Source organism: Streptomyces sp. NPDC007875 (genome assembly GCF_042868035.1).
Classification (GTDB): domain Bacteria; phylum Actinomycetota; class Actinomycetes; order Streptomycetales; family Streptomycetaceae; genus Streptomyces; species Streptomyces antimycoticus.
The window spans coordinates 1-1,429 of the sequence record NZ_JBIADZ010000111.1; the positions used below are offsets into that span (position 1 = coordinate 1).

Annotated in this window: 1 protein-coding gene; it reads left to right on the forward strand. The window is 70.0% G+C overall.

The window, feature by feature from the left end:
• Positions 1-208: 208 nt before the first annotated feature.
• Positions 209-1,411, forward strand: coding sequence for an IS110 family transposase (locus ACFYOY_RS49160; RefSeq protein ID WP_388594663.1), 1,203 nt, complete (start codon positions 209-211; stop codon positions 1,409-1,411).
• Positions 1,412-1,429: the final 18 nt, after the last annotated feature.

A 1,429-nucleotide genomic window follows, 5' to 3' on the forward strand; every position in this document is an offset into this window, starting at 1 on the left:
TCTCCGTAAGTTGTTAGGCGGCCCGGGAGGGCCGGGTGTGGCTGATGCTTTCTTGTCTTCAGTGGCTTCGAAGGAGTGGCCGCCCGGCTCTCCGGGGCGCCCTGGCCGCTGATTGAGATGTGCGCGCTTCGTGCGGTCGCTGTTTACGGAGATGACGGCGGGGTGTTCCTCGGGCCGACGGCACACAGTGCGGAGCGAGGAGGGGCGAGTGAGCAGGCGACGGGCTCGGGTCTGGGCCGGCATCGACGCGGGCAAGGCCCACCACTGGACGGCGGTAGTCGACGAGACCGGAGCGACCTTGTGGTCCAAGAAGGTCGACAACGATGAGTCGGCGATCCTGGCCGCGCTCAGCGAGATTCTGGAGCTGGCTGAGGAGGTCCACTGGGCGGTGGACATCACGGGGCGGTCCTCCGCGCTGCTGCTGGCGCTGCTCGCCGCCCACGGCCAGCAGGCCGTTTACGTGCCCGGCCGTACCGTCAACCGTATGGCCGGGGCTTACCGCGGAGAGGCGAAGACCGATGCCCGCGATGCCTACGTCATCGCCGAAACCGCCCGTCACCGCCGGGACTTCGCCACGATCGACGTGCCTGCTCAGCTCGCCGCCGACCTGGCCCTGCTGACCGCCCACCGTTCGGACCTGGTGGCCGACCGGGTGCGGATGATCAACCGGCTCCGTGACGTGCTGACCGGCATCTTCCCCGCGCTGGAGCGGGCCTTCGACTACAGCGCCCACAAGGGCGCGCTGGTACTGCTCACCGGATACCAGACCCCCGCCGCCATCCGTCGGCGCGGCCGGGCGAGGCTGACCGCCTGGCTCGCCAACCGCGGCGTCCGCGGCGCCGACTCTCTCGCTGCCACCGCGGTTGAGGCCGCCGGGGCCCAGCACACCGCGCTGCCCGGCGAAGACCTCGCCGCCCAGATCGTCGCCGAGCTGGCCGCGCAGATCCTGGCCCTGGACGACCGGCTCAAGCGCATCGACCAGCAGATCAGCGAGACGTTCCGCACCCATCCGCAGGCCGAGATCATCGAGTCCCTGCCCGGAATCGGCCCCATCCTCGGGGCCGAGTTCGTCGTCGCCGCAGGCGACTTGGGGGCCTACGCGGACGCCGGCCACCTCGCCTCCGCGGCCGGACTCGTGCCCGTCCCACGCGACTCCGGACGCCGCACCGGCAACCTTCACCGACCCAAGCGCTACAGCCGCCGCCTGCGCCGAGTGTTCTACCTGTCCGCCCAGACCAGCATGATGCGCGAGGGCCCGAACCGGGACTTCTACCTCAAGAAACGCGGCGAAGGACGCAAGCACATCCAGGCAGTCATCGCCCTCGCCCGACGACGAGCCAGCGTGCTGTGGGCTCTCCTGCGCGACAACCGGGTATTCACCCCCGCCCCACCAGTCGCGCAGGCGGCTTGACTCAGTCATTGAAACTCC